The following is a 25273-nucleotide window of genomic DNA, read 5'->3' as shown; positions in this document are numbered from 1 at the left end:
ATCCTGAGAGTGAATTTTGATTTTAAAAGCAAAAGAAGAAAAGGGATGGATGTATTGATGAGGTTATGTTGAAGGAGGAAAGAATGGCAGTTTTTTAAGTTTTTGGTTTTGTCATTTGGTCAAGAGGACTTTTGATATTTTCCAATCGACTCCTGGCAACTTTGGTATAAATTTGAGTGGTTCGGACACTTGAGTGTCCGAGTAGAGTTTGGATCATTCTTAGATCCGTTCCGAGTTCCAACAAATGTGTCGCAAATGCATGCCGCAAACTATGAAAGGTGACTTTTTTTGTAATCTTTGCTTTAGCGGCCGCTTGGTTAAAAATGGATTCAGCAGTTCTGATGTGAAGAGGTCTTTTTCCTGCACCCGGAAATAACCAAGTTATGTTCTTTACCTCATTAAAACTATATTTTAAGAGTAAATTATATTCTCTAACTTGTAAGTATTCTTTGAGTTCGAGTATGAGGGAATTGGCAAGAATTGTGTATCTATCTTTTTTACCTTTTCCTTGGGTGATTCGGATCATGTTCCGTTCCAAATCGATATCTTTTAATTGTAAATGAATCACTTCTCCAACGCGCAAACCTGCTGAGTAACTAATGAGGAGTAATATTTTATGTTTTAAATTCGGAAGTGCATTGAATATAGCTCTTGTTTCTTCCGCTGATAATACTTCAGGTAATTTAGCATCAGCTTTCATTTTTGGAAATTTGAGATTTTTCATCTGCTTACGGACTTCCCGAAAATAGAAAATGAATGCTTGCCTTGCACTTCGGATTGAAGCAGAACGTAATGATTTTTCTTTCACTTGGAAGTCCAAATAATTTTCGATATCTTTCGAAACAATATTCATGGGTAATTTTTCTGTAAAAAGCAATAGTCTGTATAGATGTGAATAATATGTTTTGGTGGTGAAAAATGAAAAATTCCTTTCCCTGGCCGAACGAAAAAAATCTTCCAAAATCCCACATTGTTTGGGAATCTCATTTGCTAAATACCGAATATCATACTCGGAAAAATCAAGTAACACGCGTTTAATGGATGAAACTTCATTAGGATAGGACCAACTTTTATCTTCAGGGTGGTAAATTGCCTTTGGAATTGATTTTGCGATTTTGACGTACATTTCCGAATACGGAAAATATAGATGGAATCGTTTATCATTTGATTTGTATTTGAGTTTGATCATAAAACACCTAACTTTGTTTGATTCAATAGAATAGGTGGTGGCTAACGGTTTTGGTCCTGAGATCCCTTCGTTTTTTGAAGATGAGAGGAAAATGTTGGTGATCGGGGAAGATTTTTTTTGGGGGGGGGGAGTGCGAATCTAGTATCCCCGCCCTTATTAGGGTGGGGTTCTAGACCCGCCACCCAATACGTTCCCTCTATCACGCCCAAGGGCAACGGACAAACGAAAATTAAATTAAGGATTTTTTTTTCTTGGAAAGTTCATACTCCAACACAAACTGAAATCATTGGGAGTTATATGAATTTAGTCACAGTCGGATTAGGAATCTTTTTTATCATTTATGGAATCACTACCTATATTTTACGTCTCTACAAACCGGGATTTTTTTGGAAACTAGAACCAATGAAACAAAAATGGGGTGAAAAACGAGGATACTTCATCCATGTTTTTAGTTATTCCATCTTACCAGTCGTTTTAGGAATTGTGTATACAATATTAGGTGTAAGAGATTAAATTCAGATAACGCGAGTTATTTGGGCGCCTCCAATCAATAACATCAGATTACAAAATACAGAAATGGACCGGGCCCTACGCTTCAATCTTTCTCAATTTGAGAAAGGATTTCCGCTTCGGTCCCTGGCGCAGGATTTTTATAATTGATGAGAAAGGATTGTATCTTGCCTAGATGGAGTTCGGTCTTCAGGATAATCCGTACTAAAATGTAGGCCCCGACTTTCCTTTCGTAATAAAGCGGATCTGACAATGAGTTCCGCAACTTTTACTAAATTACGAAGTTCTAATAATCCCAAGGAAACAGTCGTTCGATTGTAATAATCTTTTACTTCTTGCGAAATCAGTTTTAATCGACGAAGGGCACGTTCCAATCTCATATCAGACCTAACAATTCCAACATAATTACTCATGATGGTTTTAATTTCGATTAAGTCATGGGAAATTAATACCCATTCTTCCGTGTTAGTAGTTCCTTCTTTGTTCCAATCAGGAATCAAATCGGTTTCTAAGGAATACTCTAGTTTCCCTTCTGATTTGATATCATTTGCAATCCGATGGGAAAATACCAAACATTCCAGTAAACTATTGGAAGCTAAACGGTTTCCACCATGGACACCTGTACAAGTTGTCTCACCACAAGCATATAAATCTGCAATATTTGTTCGTCCTAAGAGATCCGTAGCAACTCCACCACACATATAATGGGCGGCAGGAACAACTGGAATTGGATCGGTTGTGATATCAATTCCTAGTTTTTTACAACGTTCATAAATTGAAGGAAAATGGCTTATGATGTCATTGGCAGGTCTATGAGTGATATCAAGGAGTACATGTGGTTCCCCTCTTTTTTTCATCGTATCATCAATTGCTCGTGCTACAATATCTCTAGGTGCTAATTCTCCCATTTCATGATAGTCTTTCATGAATGGTCTACCACCTATCTCGCGTAAGATGCCGCCATGACCTCTCACTGCTTCTGAAATTAAAAAACTATTCCCTTGTTCATGGAAAAGCGAAGTAGGATGGAATTGGTAAAATTCCATATTTTTGACAATGGCACCAGCTCTATAAGCACTGGCTACACCATCACCAGTGGCAATGTTAGGATTGGTTGTGTGCAAATATACTTGGCCTGCACCCCCGGTTGCCAAAATAGTTTTTTTGGCTAGGACTGGAAATACTTCACCAGTTTCTGTATCTACAATGTAGGCTCCATAACATCGTAAGGGTAAATTTTCTTTATTTTTTAAATGGTGTTTAGTAATTAAATCTACGCAAGCATGGTTTTCTAGAATTCGTATGTTTTGGTTGGCATGAACATGATCAAGTAACGATTGTTCGACGGCACTTCCTGTTCTATCAAGAGAGTGGATAATTCTATTTTTGCTATGCCCACCTTCTCGTGCTAAATCCAATTCCCCTGTTTGGTTTCTTGTGAAAGGAACACCCAAGTCCAATAGTTCTTTGACTCGGGTTGGACCTTCTTCCACCAAAACACGAACTGCTTCCAGATCACATAAACCTGCTCCAGATTCTAAAGTGTCTTTGATGTGTTCTTCGAATTTATCCTTATCATCAAAAACAGATGCAATCCCACCTTGGGCATAGTTGGTATTCGATTCGTAGTCTGCTTTTTTGGTAACAACCACAACTGAACCAAGCGGAGCTAATTTTAATGCGGTAAAGAGACCACTCACTCCGCTTCCTATGATCAGAAAATCTGATTTAATTCGAGTCACATTGCATCCAATTTATGATTAGTTTCAAAAAAAATGATTCTACATTCTAGAATCATTATTTCGCATTCAACATCCCTTCGATAAAGTCCAAACTTCTAATTAACATATAATCAGGTTTGATCGCGTCGTTTGCGTGTTCTTTTAAATAGGCATCAGCCTTGCCATTTTTTTTGGCATAATCCTTAATTGCGTTCAAATTGAATTTAGATTTCACTACTCCTTCATGTGGAATGAGAGGTAAGTGGTTCCACATATCCTCTTCTCGGTATCGGAAAGGGAAGGTTCCATCTGGTTCTTCAGAAACTTCAATGTCAGGTGAAACTCCAACCACTTGGATGGTTTTTCCAGAAGGAGAATAATACCTAGCATTTGTGATTTTCAAAAGGTAATTAGGATTGTTGTCCAATTTTTTTAATGTTTGCACAGTTGCCTTTCCAAATGTCCTTTCACCAAGTAAAATTCCACGGCCATGGTGTTGGATTGCACTTGCCACAATTTCAGACGCAGATGCTGATTTTGAATTCATGAGCACAGCTAGCGGAAGTTTTGTGATGTCTTTGATTTTTGCATATTTTTCATCATCACTTCGACCAGGAGTTTTTGTAGAAACAATCAGTCCTTTTTCAATAAACATATCAGCAATATCCACTGCTAAATCCAAAAATCCACCTGAGTTTCCTCTTAGGTCCAAAATCACAGCTTTTAACGGTTTGCCATTCTCTTTGGCAGTTTTTTCCATTTCTGCTAAAGCTTCGGCAATTTGTGTATCAATTGGTGGTTCCCCGTTTCCAGGTTTTACAAATCCAGTGAGTTTGATATATGCTACTTGTGGATTTTCTTTTACTAGGTGAAAGGTTACGTTTTTGATAGTGATTTTATCACGAATCACTTCGATATCAATTTTTCCTGTATTCCCTTTACGTGAGATGGTAAGCACAACTTTTGTTGCTTTTGGTCCCTTGATTTTTTTAACTACTTTATCAAGAGATAAGTTTTTGATGAGTTTTCCATCAACAGCAACAATATTATCTCCACTGCGAATCCCTGCTTTGAGTGCAGGACTTCCTTCCAATGGATTTTCAACAATGACTTCACGACTTCCACCACCAGAGAGGATGGCTCCAATCCCTTCAAAAGATCCATCACTGATTTTGGACATGGATTCTTCCCAAACTTCTTCCAAAAAGACATTGGAGTGTGGGTCAAGAGAGTTTAAATAACCATTCGCAGCAGCAACAAACACTTGTTCCATGCGGAATTCTTTTTTGTCTTCTTCCTCTTCGTCAGGAAGTTCACCATCAAGTTCCACAAGTCCTTTTAATACAGGAGTTTTGTATTTATCCAAATTGTCTTGGATGTAAGTGACAACCCGATCAAAATCCTTTCTCGAAAAATTAATTTCTTCCCAACGAGCAGAGATTACTGATTTTTTTAATTTTTCTTTTTCGATCAGTTTTTTGAGTTCTGCATCAGACAACTTACGATTTTCATTTTTTTTCCGTTTCTCTTTTTGGATTTTTTCCACTTGGGTGTAATCAGGATCAAAAACGACAAACTTGTCAGATGGAGAAATTTTGAAAGTAGTCCCAGGCCAGAGGTCCTCTTTATCATCATATTTCTCTCTTTCTTTGAAATAACTTTCTGGGTAAATGTAAAGTGGATGGGGTAAACTTAAAAAAGCAAAACTTGCTGCATCGGTATAAGCACGATTTACATTGATATGTTTGTCTATGTACAGTTTGTCTACTGTTCGAATGACAGTTTCAAAGTCGACATAAGTGAAATTGGTCTCGCGGTTTTGCGCTTTTTTCGCTTCTGGTTCGCAGGAAATAAAACCAACTGGTAAAGCAAAACTTAGAAGGGTGAAAAAGGATAGTAGATAAACAAATCGTTTCAAGGGATCTCTCGTTTCGTGGATAGATTATCCTAAGAATTTCCGAATTTCCAGCCTAGGCAAGACAAAAAAAATTGGGACAAATCTAGGACACATGCATAACATAGACGGTGACATGCGCTCATTCGTTGTCCTGATTTTTGCCCTTTCTCTCTGGTTTTGTTCCTCCGAGCCAGAAAAAAACCCAAATCGTGATCCATATAGTTTGGAAACCCTTCTTTTTTTGGAAGAGGTATTGCTCGATGTTTGGGAAAACCCTTCGGCAAAAGAAGATGCAATGTCTCGACTAAGATATGTTTGTCGAACAAAAGATACTGACGATGGTTATTTATGTTACATGTGGGGACTTTTGGAATACCAACGTGGGAATTACAATGAAAGTTATGCCGGATTTCGAAAGGCTTTAGAAAAAAATCCAAACGACACACTTTACAAAAACATGTTACGATTATCCGCTGAAAAATCGGGAAACCTAGCGGATTTAAAAGCACATTCGTATGATGGAGAAGTGCTCGCTTCTCTTTCTGAATTGGATAAACAATGCAAAGAGGAAAAATCCCCAAACATTTCCACTTTTCAATTTTTGATCGAACGAGGTGTATTCACCAAGGAGTCATTAAAACGTGGTAGTTTTTCGACTTGTTTCCAAAAATTAGAACCTAACGAACAAATTTCTCTCCAAAAACAAATCCGAAATCCCAATTTATCCTATAAGGAAAGGTTGTATGCGGACCAGATGAAGTCGGATCCATTTACCAAAATTTGGGATACTTCCTCTTACCACCGAGGGGAATTGGGAAAGGAAATGGTGGGAGGAACACAAGGTGCAGTTTCTGCGACTGTCTCTTCGAATTCAGAAGGAAATCTTTCCCTCGTTTCTGGGTCCATTCGCCCCTCTCCCATGACGGAAGCATGGCGTAAGGTAAAACTAACTTCTCTTTCCGGGAACGAAGCTCAGGCAAAAGAAGCCTTTAAACAGTTTATGACCGAAGTGCGAATTTCCAAAACAAAGGGTAAGTCGGAAGCGATGATGGCAATCGCCTTAGAACGAGCGGCAAAATTATTACTCGAACAAGACCCTGGTTACTCTAAGATTCGTTTCCTTGCGAAAGAACTTTAAGATATTCTTTTACCGTATTCCCTAATCCATCTACTATACTTTGGGCCATGAGACGGTGGCCAATCGAAACTTCTTCAAGGAAAGGAAGTTTTGCAAATACTTGTAAATTATTCGTATCGAGGTCATGTCCAGCATTTACGCCTAACCCTCGTTTGTTTGCTTCGATTGCAGCCTGTTGATAGGATTCAAAAATTTGAATGCCTTTTTGTACATCTGCGTCAAATGCGTGGGCAAATGGACCTGTATACAGTTCAATTCGTTCGGCACCGAGAAGAGTGACTTGGTCATAAAATGTAAAATCAGTCTCCATAAAAAGAGACACTCGGATTCCTTCTTTTCGGAATGCCTCTACGATTGGTTTCAGGGTGACAAACGTTTTCGGATCCCTAAAATCAAATCCATGGTCCGATGTGATTTCGCCTGGTTTCACGGGAACAAGAGTGGCTTGGTCTGGTTTTGCCTTAAGGACAAGTTCCAAAAAACGTTCACTTGGTTCTCCCTCAATATTGTATTCTTTTTTAGAAATTCCTAATTTAGTAATTTTTTCGTTGTAAGATTCCAAAAATTCCTTTAATTCGAATACATCTTGTTTGGTGATATGCCTTTCATCAGATCGAGGGTGAACTGTAATCCCATGGGCACCTGAATCTAATATGATTTCTGACAATTTCAGAACATTTGGAATGGATCCTCCCCTAGAATTGCGGAGAGTGGCGATCTTGTTGACATTGACACTTAATTGGGTCATAGGAAAAAAAAAACTTTCCTTTAATTTTCATCCAGGAGAAAACCGTCCAATTTCAAAAAGGTTGTCCCAGAGAAGGGATTTCCAAAACTGTCAAAAGTACGTTTATGGTCGCAAAAAAAGCAGCAAAGAAACAAGCACCGCCCAAAAAGAAAGCGGTTGCCAAAGAAAAACCGAGTAAGGACGCCAAGTCCTCTTCCCCGAAGGAAGATAAAAAAAAGGCCGTAGTCGGGTCCAAAGCCCCTGCTACGAAGGCAAAGGTTGTACCTGCGCCTAAAACAGCCACAGCACAAAAGGACAAACCGGCCCCGCAAGCCAAAACCCCAGCTGTGAAAATTGATCCGAACAACCCGCTCGGAAAGAAGTTTAACTGTTACTCCTGTGGAACGAAGTTTTATGATTTGAACAAACCTGAAAAAAAATGTCCGAAATGCGGAGCTGACCAGTTGGCAAAACCTGCAATCAAATCCCGTATGGCTGCCATTCGCAGTTCGGAATACGAAGTGGAAGAAGAGGAAGAACCAGTCATTGAAGATGATGAACTCTTAGAAGAAACTGAGGAATTGGAAGAGGCCGAAGAAGAGGAGGTCGTTGCCGAGGAAGAGGAGTGATCCTTCCCATCCTTGGTGGACCTACCGGTTCCGGAAAAACCTCGCTTACCCAAGCCCTTGACCCAAAACGTTTCGAAATTGTTTCTTTTGACTCTCGCCAAGTCTACCGGGATTTACCGGTAGGCACAACGGCACCCACTCCCGAAGAATTTTCCCATATCCGCCACTGGCTCGTTGGTTTTTTAAATGCAAACGAATCCATCAATGCCAATCAGTTTTCCCTTTTGGCAAGAGAAGCCATTTCCGATATCCAAGGCAGGGGGAAAATTCCCATCCTGATTGGTGGGACAGGATTTTATCTCCGTGCATTTCTCTTAGGCATGTTTCCCGTACCAAATGTACCAAAAGATACCAAGGATTATGTTTTGCACCTTCCATTAGAAGAAGCAAGGATGATGCTCCAAACAAAAGACCCGAGAGCAATGGAAAGTCTTTCTATGCAAGATGGATACCGCATCAAACGTGCTTTGGAAGTTGTTCTCACAGGAGTTTTGTGGTCAGAGGTATCAAAACAAACTGTAGGAGGATATTTACAAGACCATCCAGAAGTGAAAATGATTGGGCACTGGTTGGATTGGCCACGTGACATTCTCTACAAACGCATCAATGCCCGAGTGAATCAGATCGTTAGTGGTATGTTAGAGGAAACGAAAGAAGTTATTTCGAAGTACGGACCAAACTGTCCGGGGTTACGAACCTTGGGTTACAATTTTGCGCTTGCATTCTTAAATGGAACGATAGACATTAATACATTCATTGAACAGTTGGCGCAAAGTCACAGAAATTATGCAAAAAGGCAAATTACTTGGTTCAAAAAAGAATCATTCCTTTCGCCCATTTCTTTTGATGCCGCTGTCCAATTGTATACAAATATAGAACAAAGATAAAGAGAACACTCGGGATTTCCAATGTCGGCAAAAAATAACATCCAAGACCAACTTTTAAACACAGCAAGAAAAGAGAAAATTGATCTCACCATCTACTTGTTAAATGGAGTTCCTTTAAAAGGAAAAGTTGTCAGTTTTGACAATTTCACCATCATTCTTGAAAATGAAAACAAACAGAATTTGGTATACAAACATGCCATTTCGACCATCATTCCTGCAAAACCGATCAAACTTCACAGTGAGGAAACTCCGAAAGAAGCAGGTGGGGCATAACTCTTTTCTAGTTTTCCTCTCTTTCCCTTTCTAAATTCTGGTTCCAAACCCTATGGCAAAATTACCAAAAGAAACCCCTGTTGTTTTGATTATGGCAGGAGGGAAAGGGGAGAGGTTTTGGCCTCGTTCCCGCACCAATTCCCCGAAACAGCTCCAGAAAGTTTATTCCAACAAAACTCTTCTCAAAGAGACAATCGACCGAGCCCTAACCATCACATCATTGGATCGTATTTACATTGGGACCAATGCAACTCTGAAGGCAGAAATTCTCAAAAAAGATCCTAAATTCCCATCTGGAAATTTTATCATCGAACCAGAAGGAAAAAACACAGCACCTATCATTGCCCTTTCTGCACTTTACTTCCAAAAAAAATACGGAAATCCCAACCTCATCGTTCTCTCCGCAGATGCATTTATTGATCCTGTCAAAGAGTTCACAAAAACCATAGAACAAGCCTTGTTCGAAACGGAAAATGGAATGGTTTTACTTGGGGTAAAACCAAACCGACCTGAAGTTGGATATGGATACATTAGCACAGGGAAACCAACTGATGTAGGTTACACGGTGAAAGCATTTTTTGAAAAACCTGATTTCAAAACTGCACTCAAATACATCAAAAAAAAGAATTTTTATTGGAATCCAGGGATCTTTCTTTTCCGCACCGAAACCATTCTATCGGAACTGGAACGACATGCGCCACATATCCTTGGTCCATTAAAAAATGGATTTCCGTTTAAGAACTTTGGGGATTTAAAATCTGCATTCCAGATGTTACCTTCCGAAGCCATCGACACTGCGATCATGGAAAAATCCAATCGTATCCGTATGGTAGAAGCTACTTTCAATTGGGATGATGTTGGATCCTGGATGTCCCTCGAACGCATTTTGCCAGGGGACAAAGAGAAAAACCACCACCAAGGAAAAGAAGTACATTACCACAAAGCATCAGGGAATATTTCCTCCGTTCAAAAAGAGCTCATCACATTTCTTGGTGTGAAAGACCTGATCGTTGTGGAAGAACCAGATGTACTCCTCATCACTTCACGTGAAGGTGTGGGTGATATCAAAGCGATGTTATCCAATATGAGGAAAAATAAAGTTTTACAAAAGTACCTCGACTAGAAATTTGACAGAACAGGCTTGATATAAGGAGGAAGGAATGCCTTCCGGAAAAAAGAGAAAGCGTAGAAAAATCGCAACCCACAAACGTAAGAAAAAACGCAGAGCCAACAGACACAAAAAGAAGAAATAATCTTTCTTCAGTGACTTTCTTTTTCCTCCGATAGATTTGTTATGAAACAAGTCTGGAGGAAACAGAAACCCCGCACCCCCGGTTTCATCCGAGCATTTACCATGGAAACACCTCTCGGGGATGTCCTGGAGGCTGAGTTCAACTTTCACGAACGACTCGTTCGGTTAACTGTCGAAATCAAAGAAGAGAAGGGACGTATGTACGGAGCCACTGTGAAAAACGGTACCGTACAAACTGAGAAGGATATTACTTCTGGGCGTGCCTACCCCGTCTTTCGTAAGATCTGGCCCTTTCGGGAATACTTCAGTTCTCTCCCTGACAAAGACATGTTGGTTAGCATCGGCGGAGCGTATGAAATTTACCCTCCCTTCCAAGCAGAGGTTTCGGAAAAAACCAGGTCCTCTCGTGGGCCGTTGGAATCGGCATTATTCCCCTCCACTCGGTATGATTCCATTTTTGGCATCATTCGTGAGACCCGGTTCCAACGTTGGAGACGAGAACGGAGAGAGGCAAGAGAAGCACGAGGATCGCTCTGGACACGTTTCAAACGAAGGGTCTGGGGAGATTTGCAGGATGTTTGTCTTGGCGTTGGATTTGGTTGTTTGGTCTATTATGTATACTATGATTATGTCGTATTAGGACTCAGTTTAGGAGTCTTAGGGATGATCGCGGGCCTACTCGATTTTCTTGTGAGAAAACGTTCTGTTCTAATGACAAAAGTGTTGTCATTTCTCAGTTTCGGTTCATATTTTTTCTACAACGGCTACGTCTATTTTTAGACGTAGTAGTAGAAATTGATATGGCCAAAGAAACATCCCAAGCAAACCAATTCATCCATGAGCAATACATCATTTTCAATTTGGGAGATGAAGAGTATGCCATCCCCATCACAATTGTTGAAGAAATTGTTAAGATCACAAATTTAATCCGCGTTCCACAATCCAAAAGTTACTTTGCCGGGATCATGGACATCCGAGGCAAAGTGGTAAGGATGATTGACCTTGCCAAACGATTGAACATCAAAAATGTAACAGAGTCTGCAGACCGTGCCATAGTCATCAATGTGTCTGGTAAATCAATCGGTGTGATTGTGGACAAAGTGTCCCATGTGGTACATTTTCCAGCCAACCAAGTGGATCCACCACCACCATCTGTAAAAGGGATTTCTTCTCGTTACATCACAGGTGTTGGAAAAAAAGACAACAGGTTCATCATCCTAATCGATATCGAAAAAATTCTCACTGTAGAAGAGATGACGGAACTAGCTACCGTATAACGGAAGTAAGCAATATCTAAATTGACATGATCATCTCCAAATTTTATTACTTAAGAAAAAACTTATATTCCATGGCGGAACTTGTTTTGGAGCAAGTGATCTTACTCAGTGAGGCTCTCGAATCAGATGACTATGCCCAAGCTGAGAAAATTGTAGAACGTGATGACCTCATTGATGATTTAGAAAAGGAAAACGATAACCTTTCCCAAAATGCCATATTGGAAGCAGTGAGTAACCGTAACATTCTCGGGATGGGCGATGTGGATAATGACATTGTATTGAAAAAAGATCCTTTGCGATTTGCTCTTTCGGCCATACGGATCACTCGGAATATGGAACGAATGGGAGACCAAGTGGTCAACTGTGCTGATGTGTTTCGTCACAAAACCATCCGCAAAGGTCTCTTCAAAAATGAAGAACCAATGACTCTAATTCTATCAAGGGTTACAACTCTTGCAGGAATGGCGATCGAATCTTTAGTAGAAGAAAAAGAGAGGTTTATGGGGAGTGTGAATTCCCTGGAAGACGAACTGAATGCCCTTTGTGACCAAGCTTTCCAAAAGTATCGAGCCGTACCTGATATGGAAAAACAAGAATTTGCCGATGTCTATCGAATCATTCTCGCATTAGAGAGGTTAGGTGATTATGCGGTGAATGTGGCGGAAGAACTTGTCAGGTTGAATACAGGAAAAGACATCCGCCATTTAGAAAACGTCAAATCCAAATCTTCCTCTTACCCTTAAACCTTTTCCTTCCCATCAATTCCAAACAAATGTCCATGTTTCGCACAAATTGTACGCATGGGATTTTCGGTTTAGAATATTTCCGAATATAGAATGATTATGGAATGTCAATGAAGCATTAATTTCATTTGACAAAGGAAATAAGTTTTGTTATAGAATTCACTGCCAATGAAACCAAAAGAGTATGTTTCCCAACCGAAACCAAAAAGTTTTTTCCTTTCTTACTTACTTATAACCAATCTCGATCCTTTTCTCTTTTTTGCTGGAATGTTACTCATTTTTGGTTTGGGCAATTTTGAATCCATACTAAAAATTTTATTCTACTTGGCTCCACCCATTATTGGTGCACATGCAATGATTTTCTTTTTCAAAGATAGAAATTTCAAAAAACAAATGAATCGTCCGGAAGGAATCATTTATACAGACAAGGAACTCTCTCTGATTCGGAGCCATTCCAAAAATGGAGCTCTTAATATTCTATCCACCAATGTTGGTGGACCAATTCTGACGATGGTACTTTCGTATCAGTTTGGTTTGGTCAAAACGTATGGGGAAGTTCTGTTTTTTTCCCTACTTGGTGTATTACTTGCAATGGCGATTTCATCTTTCTTCTACATATATGTTGAGAAAAAGATGTACGATGTATATAATGAATTACGATTAAAACCGCTTAGTTTGTTTGCGAATTTGCTTTTTCCTATTTTTGCTACATTTGTAATCGAATACTTTATGTTTTCATTTTATATCTATTATCAGTTTCGAAACTTCGTAAGTGATCACCAATTGGAAATGGTATGTTTGGGTTTGAGCGCTTTCATTCTGATCATGATTTCTGTATTATTTTTTGTTTTATGGAAACTGACTGGAAATACTTCTGCCACCATTAGGGATGTATCAAATATTTTAAAATTATTTGCTGAAGGAGATCTGAGATCAGATCTTCGTATCAATCAAACAAGAAATGAGATTGGTGTGATCTCTATTTATTTGGAAGAAGCAAAAATCAAACTCAATCGATTATTAACATCCATTACCAAACATTCTTCAAAAATTCAGTTGGAAGCAAAAACACTTGAAGGATTGTCCAGTGATTCAGCGGAACACTCTCAAGTACAAGCCGCATCTTTGGAAGAGGTAGCTGCAGCTTTAGAAGAAAATGGTTCTTCTATTAATGGTATTTATACCGATGCGTTAGAACAAAAAAAATTAACGGCTGCGACAAATGAGTCCATCGAACATTTATTTACCATTTCATCAAGTGTGAAAGAAATATCACTCCATGCTAAATCGAAAGCAGATTCAGTCGAAACAGAAGTAATCAAAAGTGGAAAATCAATTTCCAGTGCAATCCAATCAATTGAAGAAGTTGATAAAAATGCTTTGGAAATTGGTAAAATATTAGAAATCATTAAAGATATTTCGGAACAAGTCAACTTACTTGCATTAAATGCTTCCATTGAAGCAGCACGTGCAGGTGACGCTGGAAGAGGATTTGCTGTTGTTGCTTCGGAAGTGGGTAAACTTGCAGAAAGAACTGCTTCCTCCACAAAAACAATTTCAGAACTCATCAAAAGAGTTTCTATTTCCACACATATGTCAGTTTCATCAGTTAAATCAGCAAGTGAAACCTTCCAATATTTATCAGATAGTGTCATCGAGATTATCAACAATATCGATAGAGTGAACCAAGCAAATTTGGAGCAAATTGCAGAAGTAGAGGAAATTAGAAAACAATCTGAAAATATTGTCAACAGGTCAACTTCCGTTTCCTTTGCTACTGAAGAACAAAAGAAGGTAAATGAAGAAATGGGAACTTCAGTCCATCACTTAGCAAATGATACTGCAAAGTTATCGATGATGTCAGAAAAAACAGCAAAATCTTCAGCAGAATTAAATTCTCTTATTGTCGAATTGAATCAGGAATTATCTATGTTTAAATTATGATTTCTGCCACCTTTATTTGGATCGTTTGTTTTTTAACACTTTCGAATAAGTCTGCAATAAATCATCAATGTAAAAGGGTTTGCTGATAAAACCATCCATACCTACTTCTGAACACCTTTGTTTATGTTCATTTAACACGTGTGCTGTGACAGCGATGATGACTGATTTTTGTTCCTTGTTTGTTTCCATTTCCCTAATTTTGGTGGTTGCTTCAAATCCGTCCATGATTGGCATTTCACAGTCCATTAAAATCAAGTCATAGTGTTTTAATCGGCACATCTCAACTGCTATTTTTCCGTTTTCGGCCAAATCATAATGGATCTGTTGTTTTTTAAGTAATCCACCAATCACCTTCTGGTTTAAAACATTGTCTTCTACAACTAAGAATGATTGGTTTGAAAAATTTTCAGAATCATTTTGTTCTGTGCTTATATCTTTTGTTTCTTCTCCGATTAGTATTTGATTAGAAACTGTTTCCTTCGGTGTGGAAAGAGGAATCATACACCAAAACGTGCTACCTACACCCTCAACACTTTTTACACCAATTTTCCCATCCAGTAACTTTACCAAACGTTCTGAAATTGCCAAACCAAGTCCTGTTCCACCATACTTCCGTGAGGTGGAAGCATCCAGTTGTGAAAATGTTTGGAACAAAGAGGAGAGTTTCTCTGATGATATACCAATTCCAGAATCCTTAATTTCAAAGAGAATCATTTGGTCTTTGATTTCAACATGAAGGATGACGTATCCAGTTTCAGTAAATTTGATCGCATTTCCAATGAGATTGAATAAAATCTGACGAATCCTACTTGGATCTGAAATGATCAATTCGGGAACTTTGGGATCAATTTGATAAGAAAATTCTAACTGTTTTGCTTGGGATTCGATCACAAATAAATCGAAAATTTCTTTGATTAAATTTGGTAGGTGGAAGGGTATATTTTCAATTTTTAATTTCCCTGCATCAATCTTAGAGAAATCTAAAATATCGTTTAAAATATTTAAGAGAGCTTTTCCTGCGTCGACAATGGTTTTTAGATAGTTCTTTTGTTCTGCATCTAAATTGGTTTTAAATAATATTTGGGTGATACCAATGACTCCATTGAGAGGAGTGCGAATTTCATGGCTCATGGATGCTAAAAATTCTGATTTTGCATGACTTGCCATTTCCTTTTCTTCGTATAACTCTTGTAATCTTTTTTGTGTGATATTTAAGCTGTTTAAGATTGAATTTTTGTTATTTGTAGTCTGAATTTCTCCTGTAAATTTGCCTTCACCAAGTAATGAAATTCGGCGGAAAACTTCATCTACACTTCCCCCCATAATAGACACTAATGATCTATGGGTTAAATATAAAGTAATCCCAAAAATTATACCAGAGAGGATTAAGACAGTACGTAAGAAAAAAACTTTTTCTTTTGCATCTAAGATAGCTTGTGAAGTCCTTTCGTCGAGTTGGACATACAAATCATTAATCGGTTTCATAATCTCCGCTTTGCACTTCAAATAATGATCATCAAATAAGATCCTGATTGCTTTTGGGTTTGACCTTCCTGTTTTTAATTCTTCTTCAATCAAAGACATAGATTCAAATTCGATTTTGGTAAGTTGGTCTGATTTTTCTTTTGATAAGGAGAGTAGTGCATAATCCGATTCCTCAAAATCAGCCTGTTTCATTGCATCATAGATACTGATCTGTTCCCCTTCTTCAGGTGGTGGAGGTAATTCATCGGCAATGACCAAATCCCAATAGGCATAATCGTAACCCTTTGGTCTTGGTTTTTCTCCATTTCGAATTTCTAAAATTCGCTGGAAGTATTCTTTGTATTTCTGTTTTTTCTGAATTGCATACAAACGTACTAAGTTTGTTAGTTGGTCGGAAGATTGTCTGAGTTCGTTTGCAATTTGTAAGGATTTATATCGATTTTCTTCTGCAGCATCTATGTTTCGTTCGCTTGCTGTATAAAATGCGAAGGCTATAGAGACAAAAATAAATAAACTAAAATTGGTAAGTAGGTAAGGAAACAGTCTCCTTTTCGGCATCCAACTTGCATCCAACATGGCGATACTCTACTGAAAAAAGAAAAGTAGTAAAGAAGAATATTCAAATCAATGCTAAATTTAGTGATGAGACAAAATGGATACTCAATTCTGAATCTTTGTCTAAAGTTCAGACATAGTAATTGTTGTTTCTACTAAAAATGCTATATTCTAAGACTCACCTTCCATATAGGCTTGTAGTTCTTGTTGTAATCCTTCTGGAAGGCTTAGGCCTCGGGCACGGATTCTTTCATTGTACTTATTAAAAGACATACGATGTTGGTTGGTATTTAAATACCCTTCCAAAGCTTCGGATGCCCAAGGAATGATTTCTTTGACAAAATCATGATTCTCCTCTAATTGATCACAGAAGGGAATAAAAAGTGGGCGATTCACTGGCCTACCAATATTGCGATAGAATAACAGGCAATAAAGTGTTTCATCACCGAGAACAGTTTCTGTTCTGATTTTTTCTTCTACATATTTTAAATTGATAGAATCTAAATAATCAATATTAAACGATTCAGGTGATAATCGTTTTGTAACAAATTTTGAAATTTCGGCTTTAACGAAAGTTAAATTGTTGCAATGGTGGGGACATGAACCTTGGTCTTTGTGCAAGTCACATTCGAGTAATAGTATGCAGTCCACATCGGAAGTTGGATCAACAATCCCAAAATTGATGGAACCGAGTAGTTCAAGAGCAACTTCATAACCTTTTCTGGAAAGTTCTTGAGTCGCAAGTCGAAAAGCTTGCATCCGTTTTAAGGCATATTTTGTATCATAATTCCGATATTTATTTTTGAGAACGAGATACCTTTCGACTATATTTTTTGACATGTGATTTTTGTTGATTGGGTTTGGATTTGTTTTTTAGTGAACGCCATCTGGCAAAAGAATACAACACCTTTTGTATTGGGAAAATTGAAATTTCGCCGATAATTGACTACAGGTAGGAATCACAATTGGAGTTTTCTCTCTCGGACAATCAGGTTTCAAAAAGAAATAAGTCCAAGTTGTGCATTTGGTTCCTTTTTTTCATTTTACAATTTTCAATTTGGGCAGGGGAGGAAGACCGCAGGAATCCACTCTCAGGTTTGTATCTTTCCCCACTCCAGGTAATTTCCATGGAGGAAGTCAAATCTCTCGACACTGAAAAAAGAATCAACATCGATGAAGATTCTGGGATCGCCCTTCGAGATGAACCAAAACCAGTGGATCCGAATGCACCTGATGTACCTGTTATCCCTGGTGCAGATTTACCTGTGGATCCAGGACAGGAGACAGGTCCAAAAAATTTGGAAACTAAGATCCGTGAGGCGGAAGGTCTTCTCAAACGCTATTATAGCCAATTCATCGAAGAAAAACGAATCTGGGAAGATCGTGAAAAAGGAAATGTTTATAATTCTCGCACTGAGATGAATGACATTCGGTTATTACTTTGGCAAAGTACTCACAAACATTCTGAAACCTTTATTGTTCGTGACTCACCACTTTTGTATTATTTACATACCAAACTTGCAAAACTATATGTAGAATCTGAAAAATTTGCACCTGCTCTTAGGCATTACATCGCTGCCTTTCGATACCATCCATTAGAGATGACAGAAGAAGGTTTCCGTATGGGAGAATGGCAAAAAGAAGATGTACTTGGATATGATGAAAGTTCGGCCAAAGAACATGAACGATTGTACAAGGAGTGGATCCAAGCAGAACAAAAATTAAAAAAAGCAAAGGATGACATTCATCTTAAAGAAAGTAATTGGATTCGAGAAGGAAAACAGTTATCAGATTTGGTTTCTCAAAGAAAACTTTGGAGTGATGAAGTTCGTTTGATTGAAGAAACTAGAAAAAATGCTAAATCAAATTATGAAGATTCATATAATAAAAGATATTTAGTTTATCTAAACAAACGAAAACAAATAGAATCAAATGATCTTTATGCTTTTTCCAATGTTGTTAAAAAACTAGAAGATGATAACAAAGAAAGACTCAAGATTGTAAATAAATTAGGTACAGCAGGAAAAGGAATTTACGTTCTCTTTGATTATAAAAGAAATACAGATTTTTTTGCCTATGAGCTGATTTTAGAAAGAGCTTATCGTATTTGGAATGAAAACCCCAATGTATTAAATGACATAGCTGAACAATATAGGCAAGATGGAAAAAAAGAAAAAGCTGCTGATTTTTATGAAAAGGCATTAAACGAGTATTTAAAAAATCCGAATCCAACTGACGAAGAAAAAGAAAAAATAATAAAAGCCAATTTGCGTTTAGCAACGATTAATGCAGATTTAAAAAGAAATATTTTGGCCGGAAATTATTATGAAACATTTTTTAAATTAAGTCCAGATACACTTGAAAAAACAAGAGTTTCCTATGAAATTGGTGTGTTTTTCAATCATAAGATTGGCGATCCAGAAAGAGGTGCCAGTTTTTTAACTTATTGGTTAGAGAAAAATAGTAAAGATTGGAATCCATCCCTCGCGGAGGATACAGGACTTCCTGAAATGGAATCGATTGCTTACTTTTATCTCAGTAAAAAAGATAAAAAACTCAAAAAATTTGAATTAGAGCAAAACAAACTTAACATTGCACTTGTGCAATGGAAAAAAATTGATGAGAAACTCATCTTAGCTGAAAAAGAACGTTTGGAATTGATTGAGAAAAAACAAACATTGAAAAAAGATTTAATGGTCACAACTCTTGATGATGCATTATCACAGTATAGATTAATGGATTTAAAAATTGAAGACCAAGAAGCTGTGATTCGTGTTTTAGAAACGAAACGGAATAAAATTCCTCTCATTAAAATCTTGTTTCGATTAGGAGTCCTCGCCGAGGAAAACCGTGATTATAAAAAAGCCCAAGAGTATTATGAATTTGTAATCAAAGAAGGTGGGGAAACAGATATCCGTGTTGCACTAAAAGAATTGGAACGTATCAAAAAAATATTAGAAACGGGAAATATAGAGCCACCGATTAACGAGAGTATTTAATGATTTCGTCGGTCTGATCGCCTGCTAATTCTTGTTCTAGATTTTCCTGTGTATATCCTTCATCAGGCAATACTCTAAATTTCACTTCATCAACCGTATCACCTTCATGTACGATTTTAATTAAATATTCACCTGTTCTTAACAAAGAAAATTCATCTCGTATCGCTAGACTATCTGGTTCTACTCGTTTCTTTTTAATATCAATTTCCACAAAATCCAATTCATATCGGTTGAGTGAAATATGAAAATCTGTCTCGAGTCCAGGATTCCTTGAAAATTGGTATACATAGTGGATGGTATCAGTTGGGGAAAAAATAAGATCATCCCTCATCATTTTATAATCAGTGATGGTTTGGATGTGTTGTTCCAGAATGTCCATTTCTTCCATTTTGGTAGTTGTCCAACCAAATTCACCTTTGGGAACACCACATTGGATAAATACTAACAATAATAAAGTGATAAGGAAACGAGTGGTGTATTTTAGTTGATTCGTGTGGAAAAAATGGGCTAATTTGGCCGACGAATTCTGTCTCATCTTATTTAGAATTTCGTCCAATTTTGAAATTTTCTCGTCTGAAATTGGAAGTTATTCGATTATTTTTCCACGGTCTGAGATGTCTTTTTCTTTGGATGGGGAAGATTTTGGTCTAATCTGAAATGTTTCCCTTTGGTTTTTACCAAGTTCTTCCGCAATTTTTGCAGGTAAGATCAAAATGCGACTCAACCAACGTAATATAAAAAAAAGTAAAATTGATAATACTATGATTTTTGCCATATGGAATCACCTGGAACGGAGTGTAATCGGGAGGTAACGATCTTCTTCATTTTCACCCCAACCGAGTCTCGTTACTCCATACAATCCAACGAGCAAAAAAAGGAAAACAGAAACATACAAAATCGGATTGTATTCTTCTGAATAAAATACTTTTCCCTCTCCAGGTTTTGGGACTTTTTTGGGAGTTAAAGGAAGCCCGAATTTTCTCGCCAATGATTCAATCTGTATGAAATTGATAACAGGGATTTCCCGTTCTAAAAACAACTTAATCACAGAATTGGGAATATGAACCTCTTCTGGTAAATCAGTAATCAATCCATTTTTAAAAACTTGTTTGCCCAAATTTGTTCCTAATATCGTTGTACCTCCACCAACATTGATAAAAAGTTTGATGGGCTTTCCTTGTGATAACTCATCAAAGTACTTCATTCTTTTTTCAATTGAGTCTTCAAAGTGGATTGGATCTAATAATTTGACTTTGTTGCGTTTTAGTGCACGTAAAAGCATTTCTTTCCCTTCTTTAGAAGTTCCAGCTGCCTTGTCTTGTATACCACCTAATGATGCATAACTGGAACGATACGAAAATATACCAGAAGATTCTAATTCATTTTCCATATCAAGCCATAACATCTGAGGATGATTCGCTCCAAATTGAGATGCTGAAGCACTTGATATAATAATTGGTTTAAGTTTTAAAGTATCTAATGCAGCGAACAAACAAATGTTTAATGCAGGAAATGAACCTGAGATGGCAACAGCTACCGTGTCACCTTCCTCTACCTTTGCCTTTTTTAGGAATTGAACCATTACCGCAGCGAAATTTGGGTTTACGGAAGTTTGTTTTGCCTGCAAAGAACCACTGTTGCTTGTCACTGGAGTTAAAAATTCTCCAATTAAACCCGAGTTAGTTGGGTCAAATTCTCTATAATCAGGTTTTTTATGTTTTAGAAGCTCTGGTTTTAAGATTTGGAATCCACGTTCAGCTAATTTAGCCGCATGTAATTTTTTTTTGAAGTATGGTTGTTCTTTTTTTACCTTACAAGTTTCGATTAATAGTAATCCCATAACACCAAGGACAGCCAGTAAAAATAATGCTACACGTGAATGTTGCCAAGGTGACCAATAAACTTTTGTAATCATAAGTTTTCTAATTCATTTCCCAAAAGAAAAATTAAAAGAATTTTTACGAATATGGCAGCTAAGATTAATACGGAAGTTGTTTCCATTACACCTTGTCTTTCGTACCATACAGCAATGAGTCCAGGAATGATGAATCCGATTCCTCTTACTTCAGATAAATACTGTAAATCAATGTCTGGTAAAATTTGATAATTTAATAAATAACCAAAAAAGTATCCAAATAACAAGATGAAGACTATTTTTCTTTTGCCAAAGATCATTAAAAATTTTGAGAGAAGTTCAACGCAGATAAATGATAAAAATGCGATGAGAAAAGTGAGAGCGATATTTTTGGGATGTGTGAGAGATAATGCAAGGTAACCTGGCACAACGAGTCCCGTACCTAAAATACCGAACAATTCTGAAAAAACCAAACTGATTACCAAACTAAGTCCAATCGACAAAGGAAGAATTTCATTCATATGTTTGTTCTGACCTATTCTTAAAGTATAAAGACAAATTCATGCCAAGTCCCACTATGTTCCCCATTCCAAATACCAATGATTGTTTTGGAAGTATCGATATTAACGATTCAAATATCCCATCTAAACTTAAGTGTTCCCATACATAAATAGGAACATCCGTATTCGAATATGATTTTAAACATTGAAACGCAAATGAAGTAGATGAACCAATCAAAATAATGGCATCATAACCTTCCCAATTGGCAAACTCTTTTGTGAGTTGTATGGTTCGTTCTGGGCGATCTTCTCTTGTATGGAATAAAATGAACCGTTTTTTAATATCTGGATACCTTTGCAAAATAGAATTCCAGATGAGTTTTGTGCTACTAGGATCATTGGCCGCCATAGCATTCGCGTAGATAAACTCTTTTCCAAAAAAGTGAATTGGTAATACGGAAAGAGCTCCTGGATCTGGATTTACTTTCCACATTGCATTTAAGGCATCATTACGTTCCACACCCAATAATTCACAAACTTTAAGTGCAAGATATACATTCTCTTTGTGTTCCCAATATGGGAACCTTTGTATTTCTTCATCAGTAACAGATTCAATCTCTTCTTTGGATAGAATGATTGCTTTAGTATTTCTATCCAAACAAACATCTAGGACTTCTTTTTCAAAATCGTTTGGACCCACAACAAGTGTTCCGTTGATTGGGCTTGCAGATAACAATGTTTTTGCGACATCAATTAATTTTGGTCCCATAATTTCCAAGTGATCTTCTCTAATGTTTGTGATCACTCCAATGTCAGAATGCAAAATTTGACCTTCACTTGCCCACTGGTATCGTGGTTCCAAGGCCATACATTCTAATACAACAATGTCTGCTCCAGATGATTTTGCTTTTTTGAGAATTTTGATTTGTTCCAATATAGATGGTTTCCCAAATCTTGAAATAGATTTTTCGGAACCATCTGGGAAGATCATACGAGCAAGTGTTCCTGTTGTTTTTGCAAAAACTGAATGCCCAGATACAGAGAGACCGGCTCGTATAAGTCTTGTTACACTTGACTTTCCCCTAGTACCGTTGACGTGGATTCTATATTTGAATTTTTTTAAGGTTAGATTATGTAAAATCACCTCAATTGTATAATAAATTACTAAAACCAAAATTATGAGAAAAAATAAGGTGGCATTTGGTTTCATATTAAAAATTCCAGATGATACATTTCCTTCAAAGGAATGTCATTTGATTGTAACGTAAATTTGAGAAGATGCACGTAGTTTTCTATGAGCATACGTTACAAATTCTTATTAATATTGAGTGTGAGTCAAATTCTTCTTGTAATTGCTCTCACAACGAGTTTCGCCTACCTTTTACAATCAGTCAAGAATATCCCTCAAACACAAAGAGCAGAAGACTTATCACGAAACTTTCAGCGAGAGTTAGAGTTCAAAGAAGAAAAACTTAGGTTATTATTGGAAGAAATTACCTTTAACGCAAGAACAAGGGAAATTTTGGAACGGGGACTTAGTGATCGTCAAGTTTTACAAAGAGAACTTCCTTATTTGCAACAAATCTTAAAACGGTATGGTCTTTCCATTTTTGAACTCGGTGATAACCAAGGAAAAGTAGTCTTTCGGGTCCATAGACCAAAAGATTTTGGGGATGATAAAAAAAACCAACCTATCATTCAAAATGCTCTGAATGGCCAAGCGACTGCTGCCTTGGAAGATGGGCATAGTGGACTTGGATTTCGTTTAGCAGCACCACTTTTTGGTCGAGGTACAATTCTCATTGGCCAAGTGGTTGATGATAGTTTTACAAAAACAATCTCAAAAGACAATCGGATCCATCTGGCAATTTTTCAGGAAGGAAAGGTGAAAACTGTAGGATCGGATATGATCCGAATGGTGATGAATGAAAATCCAGGCTTACTTTTAGAAGAACAAAGATTTCATTTCCAAAATAAACCTTATTATTTAGTAAAAATTCCATACGTTGGAAGTTCTCAAAAGATCAAACAACTGGTATTTCATGTGATGATTGATGAGAACGAGGTAGAGTCTAAAACCTGGAAAATTTGGTCATTTTTTGTGGTCGCTTCTTTAGTGTTATGTGGTGTTATCTTTCTGATCTCCTTTTTATTTTCTCGAGATATGGTGGAAGCAATCAAACTCCTGACATCAGCTATGGTTGATTTGGACCAATGGAAACCAGAAACTTTACCAACCCATAGAAGTGATGAAATAGGACAGATGGGGCGGGTATTTGTTGAAATGAAAGAGGAGTTAGCCGAACATCAAAATCATCTAGAAGAGATGGTAAACCAGCGCACTCGAGAGTTGAATGATACTTTATCTGAAATGCAAAAGATGCAGGAAAAACAAGATGGAGATTATTTTTTAACTTCACTACTCATCAAACCACTAAAGGGATCTTTTGCAAAATCAGAGACTGTTTCGATTCAAATTTTCGAAAGGCAAATGAAGCAGTTTCAGTTTCGTAACAAACAATCTGAGATTGGTGGCGATTTATCTGTTTCTGATTCAATTTATCTCATGGGGAAAAAATACACTGTATTTTTAAATGCAGATGCAATGGGAAAATCCATACAAGGTGCTGGTGGTGCATTGGTTATGGGAACAGTATTTAAATCAATCATTACTCGTACTCAGAAACTAAGATACATGCAGGACAGGCACCCCGAACGTTGGTTAAAGGAATGTTTCCAAGAGGTACATAATGTTTTCATTAGTTTTGATGGTCATATGTTACTTTCGGCTATATTAGGTTTGGTGGATGAAGAAACAGGTACATTGTACTACATCAATGCCGAACACCCTTGGATTGTTTTGTACCGAGATGGAGTAGCGAGTTTTTTGGAAAACGAACATTCGTTGCGTAAGATTGGCTTTACGGAAATGAGTGGTGATGAAGTAGTCATTCAAATTTATCCATTACGTCCTGGTGATGTCTTGATTTTGGGTTCTGATGGCCGGGATGATTTGTTTGTGGGTCATTCTGGCGGAAACAGGATGATCAACGATGATGAAACTGTATTCCTTCGCCATGTCACAGAAGGTGCTGGAGATTTAGCAGAGATCTGCCGTGTGATGATGTTATTCGGTGAATTAACTGATGATTTGAGTCTCATGAGGATTTCATTTTTAGAGGAAGTTGCATATGCTGCAAAAGAATCTACAAAAAACAATACATATTATAAAATGTTAGGTGAAGGAATTCAGTCCTACAGAGATGGTGAGTGGAATAATGCTATATTTGCTTTAGAACTTGCTTTGGAATCTGAACCAGATGATTTGTATTGTTTGAGAGAATTGTCCAAACTCTATATGAAATCTAAAGATTATGAAAAAGCGATTGTACTCGCAAATCGATATCTACAATTAAATCCAGGTGATACAGACTTTTTATTTTACATCGCATATGCTCACAAACAAAAAAGAGATTTTGTTCTTGCGACAGACTATGCAGAGAGACTCAGGTATCGAGATCCAAAGAATTTTAACAACTTACTTCTGTTAGCAGAAATATTGATGCATAGAAGAGACATTGAACGATCCAAAGAAGTTTTACTGGCATTACAAGAAATGGCACCTGAAAATCCCAAAGTATTAAAACTAAAAAACTTTTGGAAAAAAATGGTAACAACTTCTGTCACGTAAT

23 protein-coding genes are annotated in these 25273 nt (G+C 37.3%); 12 read left to right on the top strand and 11 right to left on the bottom strand.

Translation table 11 applies throughout. From position 1 onward, the window contains the following. Positions 1-94: 94 nt before the first annotated feature. Positions 95-1189, bottom strand: coding sequence for a tyrosine-type recombinase/integrase (locus DI076_RS11495; RefSeq protein WP_108959993.1), 1095 nt, complete (start codon positions 1187-1189; stop codon positions 95-97). A 297-nt stretch (positions 1190-1486) separates the two neighbouring features. On the opposite strand from DI076_RS11495, the gene DI076_RS11490 reads away from it, so the two are divergent. After that, complete coding sequence (locus DI076_RS11490; protein ID WP_108960939.1) at positions 1487-1702, top strand: hypothetical protein; 216 nt, start codon at positions 1487-1489, stop codon at positions 1700-1702. A gap of 137 nt (positions 1703-1839) precedes the next feature. Here the strand turns inward: DI076_RS11490 and nadB are convergent, their stop codons facing one another. Continuing rightward, the gene (gene nadB / locus DI076_RS11485; RefSeq protein ID WP_108959992.1) at positions 1840-3441 is read right to left on the bottom strand and encodes an L-aspartate oxidase; all 1602 of its coding nucleotides are present in this window, start codon (positions 3439-3441) and stop codon (positions 1840-1842) included. Between the two features lie 55 nt (positions 3442-3496). Then, entirely contained in the window at positions 3497-5338 is a 1842-nt protein-coding gene (locus DI076_RS11480; RefSeq protein WP_108959991.1) for a S41 family peptidase, read from the bottom strand. Between the two features lie 91 nt (positions 5339-5429). On the opposite strand from DI076_RS11480, the gene DI076_RS11475 reads away from it, so the two are divergent. Next, a complete protein-coding gene (locus DI076_RS11475; protein ID WP_108959990.1) occupies positions 5430-6455 on the top strand; it encodes a tetratricopeptide repeat protein in 1026 nt (341 codons plus the stop codon). On the opposite strand, the gene DI076_RS11470 is transcribed toward DI076_RS11475, so the two are convergent. Continuing rightward, positions 6424-7203 (bottom strand): pyridoxine 5'-phosphate synthase, encoded by a 780-nt coding sequence (locus DI076_RS11470; RefSeq protein ID WP_108959989.1) that lies wholly within the window; start codon positions 7201-7203, stop codon positions 6424-6426. The genes DI076_RS11475 and DI076_RS11470 overlap by 32 nt on opposite strands. A gap of 104 nt (positions 7204-7307) precedes the next feature. Between DI076_RS11470 and DI076_RS11465 the strand changes: the two genes are divergently transcribed. The 8 genes from DI076_RS11465 (at position 7308) to DI076_RS11430 (ending at position 14187) form a co-directional block, all read left to right on the top strand. Further along, the gene (locus DI076_RS11465) at positions 7308-7811 is read left to right on the top strand and encodes an FYDLN acid domain-containing protein (protein WP_108959988.1); all 504 of its coding nucleotides are present in this window, start codon (positions 7308-7310) and stop codon (positions 7809-7811) included. Then, a complete protein-coding gene (gene miaA, locus DI076_RS11460) occupies positions 7808-8698 on the top strand; it encodes a tRNA (adenosine(37)-N6)-dimethylallyltransferase MiaA (protein WP_108959987.1) in 891 nt (296 codons plus the stop codon). Before DI076_RS11465 ends, miaA begins: the two co-directional genes overlap by 4 nt. A gap of 21 nt (positions 8699-8719) precedes the next feature. After that, entirely contained in the window at positions 8720-8971 is a 252-nt protein-coding gene (gene hfq / locus DI076_RS11455) for an RNA chaperone Hfq (protein WP_015676555.1), read from the top strand. 52 nt (positions 8972-9023) lie between these two features. After that, the gene (locus DI076_RS11450) at positions 9024-10094 is read left to right on the top strand and encodes a mannose-1-phosphate guanylyltransferase (protein WP_108959986.1); all 1071 of its coding nucleotides are present in this window, start codon (positions 9024-9026) and stop codon (positions 10092-10094) included. Between the two features lie 231 nt (positions 10095-10325). Further along, positions 10326-11003: a hypothetical protein gene (locus DI076_RS11445; RefSeq protein ID WP_245918397.1), complete on the top strand. Its 678-nt coding sequence runs from the start codon at positions 10326-10328 to the stop codon at positions 11001-11003. Positions 11004-11023: 20 nt separating this feature from the next. After that, positions 11024-11500, top strand: coding sequence for a chemotaxis protein CheW (locus tag DI076_RS11440; protein ID WP_100715795.1), 477 nt, complete (start codon positions 11024-11026; stop codon positions 11498-11500). A 26-nt stretch (positions 11501-11526) separates the two neighbouring features. After that, complete coding sequence (locus DI076_RS11435; RefSeq protein WP_174705049.1) at positions 11527-12243, top strand: phosphate signaling complex PhoU family protein; 717 nt, start codon at positions 11527-11529, stop codon at positions 12241-12243. Positions 12244-12411: 168 nt separating this feature from the next. Continuing rightward, the gene (locus tag DI076_RS11430) at positions 12412-14187 is read left to right on the top strand and encodes a methyl-accepting chemotaxis protein (protein WP_108959984.1); all 1776 of its coding nucleotides are present in this window, start codon (positions 12412-12414) and stop codon (positions 14185-14187) included. Positions 14188-14199: 12 nt separating this feature from the next. Here DI076_RS11430 and DI076_RS11425 read toward each other — a convergent pair whose 3' ends face one another. Together DI076_RS11425 and DI076_RS11420 are read right to left on the bottom strand one after the other, a co-directional pair. Continuing rightward, the gene (locus DI076_RS11425; protein WP_108959983.1) at positions 14200-16248 is read right to left on the bottom strand and encodes an ATP-binding protein; all 2049 of its coding nucleotides are present in this window, start codon (positions 16246-16248) and stop codon (positions 14200-14202) included. Positions 16249-16398: 150 nt separating this feature from the next. Then, positions 16399-17067, bottom strand: a complete 669-nt coding sequence (locus DI076_RS11420) for a hypothetical protein (RefSeq protein WP_108959982.1) — start codon at positions 17065-17067, stop codon at positions 16399-16401. Positions 17068-17354: 287 nt separating this feature from the next. Here DI076_RS11420 and DI076_RS11415 point away from each other — a divergent pair, with 287 nt between their 5' ends. Then, positions 17355-19226, top strand: a complete 1872-nt coding sequence (locus DI076_RS11415) for a tetratricopeptide repeat protein (protein ID WP_245918396.1) — start codon at positions 17355-17357, stop codon at positions 19224-19226. On the opposite strand, the gene DI076_RS11410 is transcribed toward DI076_RS11415, so the two are convergent. The 5 genes from DI076_RS11410 to pgsB are packed head-to-tail and all read right to left on the bottom strand — an operon-like array spanning position 19210 to position 22791. Continuing rightward, positions 19210-19761, bottom strand: a complete 552-nt coding sequence (locus tag DI076_RS11410) for an LIC_12238 family plasminogen-binding lipoprotein (RefSeq protein WP_439957291.1) — start codon at positions 19759-19761, stop codon at positions 19210-19212. The two genes, DI076_RS11415 and DI076_RS11410, sit on opposite strands and share 17 nt — an antisense overlap. Positions 19762-19812: 51 nt before the next feature. Beyond that, positions 19813-20001, bottom strand: coding sequence for a hypothetical protein (locus tag DI076_RS11405; RefSeq protein WP_108959979.1), 189 nt, complete (start codon positions 19999-20001; stop codon positions 19813-19815). A gap of 6 nt (positions 20002-20007) precedes the next feature. After that, entirely contained in the window at positions 20008-21138 is a 1131-nt protein-coding gene (gene pgsW / locus DI076_RS11400; RefSeq protein ID WP_108960937.1) for a poly-gamma-glutamate system protein, read from the bottom strand. Further along, entirely contained in the window at positions 21138-21602 is a 465-nt protein-coding gene (gene pgsC / locus DI076_RS11395; protein WP_108959978.1) for a poly-gamma-glutamate biosynthesis protein PgsC, read from the bottom strand. The genes pgsW and pgsC overlap by 1 nt, the downstream gene beginning before the upstream one ends. Further along, positions 21595-22791 carry a poly-gamma-glutamate synthase PgsB gene (gene pgsB, locus DI076_RS11390; RefSeq protein ID WP_108959977.1) on the bottom strand — a complete coding sequence of 399 codons (1197 nt, stop codon included), beginning with the start codon at positions 22789-22791 and terminating at the stop codon, positions 21595-21597. The genes pgsC and pgsB overlap by 8 nt, the downstream gene beginning before the upstream one ends. 84 nt (positions 22792-22875) lie before the next feature. On the opposite strand from pgsB, the gene DI076_RS11385 reads away from it, so the two are divergent. Beyond that, positions 22876-25272 carry a SpoIIE family protein phosphatase gene (locus DI076_RS11385; RefSeq protein ID WP_108959976.1) on the top strand — a complete coding sequence of 799 codons (2397 nt, stop codon included), beginning with the start codon at positions 22876-22878 and terminating at the stop codon, positions 25270-25272. Position 25273: the final 1 nt, after the last annotated feature.

This window comes from Leptospira ellinghausenii (assembly GCF_003114815.1).
Taxonomy (GTDB): domain Bacteria; phylum Spirochaetota; class Leptospiria; order Leptospirales; family Leptospiraceae; genus Leptospira_A; species Leptospira_A ellinghausenii.
Note: the sequence above shows the minus strand (reverse complement) of the source record. Positions and strands in the feature narration are given on the sequence as shown.